Below are 1,169 nucleotides of genomic sequence, written 5' to 3' on the forward strand. Positions count from 1 at the left end.
GCCGTCGGCGGCGTTTCGCTGAAGCAGGAGAAGCGAGCGCTAGCTCACGTCTGGCGTTTTTTAGGACGAGTCTTAGAGGCACCGTGACTCGCCGTTTTCCATGAGCGACGGACGTGGGACTGCGCGGTTGCACCGCTCGACGCACGCTCCTGCCCCACCCTCAAGCCGCCACGCGACAGACAAAGCGCCGCAAGAGCACGACCCACGGCTCCGCGACCGCGCACGCATCGCCAGCGCGAGCGACGAACACGCAACGAAAAAGCCCCGGCCGAAGCCGGGGCTTGGGATCGCATCGGCGAATGCCGCTTTACTTAGAAGGTAACGCTCCAGCTATTGATGTAACCGGTGTCCACCGCCGCACGATCGGCCGCGCGCAGCTTCCAGGTGCCGTTGAGCGCTTCGCTCGACAGGTTCACCGTGTAGGTCTTCTTGATGTTGTCGGTGCCCGAGCCGGTGCGGTTGTGCAGGTTGTAGACCGAGCCGTCCGGCGCGATTAGGTCGACGATGAGGTCGCCCTGATAGGTGTGGACGATGTCGACCGCGACCTGCGCATTGCTCGGCGCGTTGCCGGTGCGGCCGGTGACGCTGATGGAGCTGGTGACGCCGGTGGCGTTGTTGTCGGGAATGTTGACGTCGGCGCCGTTGGTGTAGGTCTGCGGCCCGCTGCTGGCGCCGACGGTGACGGTCGCGGTCTTGGTGTTGCTGGCGCCGCCGTTGTCGGTGACGGTCAGGGTGACGGTGTAGGTGCCGGCCGCGCTGTAGGTCTTGCTCGGGTTGGTCGCGGTGGACGTGGTGCCGTCGCCGAAGTTCCAGCTGCGCGAGGCGATGGTGCCGTCGCTGTCGCTGGAGGTGTCGGTGAAGCTCACGCTCAAGCCGCTCGCCGCGACGCTGAAGTTCGCCGTCGGCGGCTGGTTCGGCGTGCCGGTACAGCCGCTGCCGGCCGGGTCGGCCACGCACGGCAGCCAGGCCTTGAACGCGGCGTCGTTGCTCTGGCCGATGCCGGCCATGTAGGTCGCATAGCCGCTGTAGTCGCCCGGACGGAACTTGGCCAGGATCGCGTTCACCTGCGCGCGGCGCTGTTCGAACATGAAGCGCACCGCCAGATAGCCCCAGCGATAGACCCGGTTGGTGCCGCTGTCGTAATCGTTGGCGTAAACCGTGCTAAGCGC

The 1,169-nt window shown here is 66.4% G+C and carries 1 protein-coding gene; it reads right to left on the reverse strand.

Annotation, left to right across the window (positions count from 1 at the left end):
- Window positions 1-311 precede the first annotated feature (311 nt).
- On the reverse strand, window positions 312-1,169 hold an 858-nt coding region (locus ABZY20_RS37335; protein WP_356447998.1), incomplete at its 5' end, for a proprotein convertase P-domain-containing protein.

Source organism: Streptomyces sp. NPDC006624, assembly GCF_040611555.1.
GTDB lineage: Bacteria > Actinomycetota > Actinomycetes > Streptomycetales > Streptomycetaceae > Streptomyces.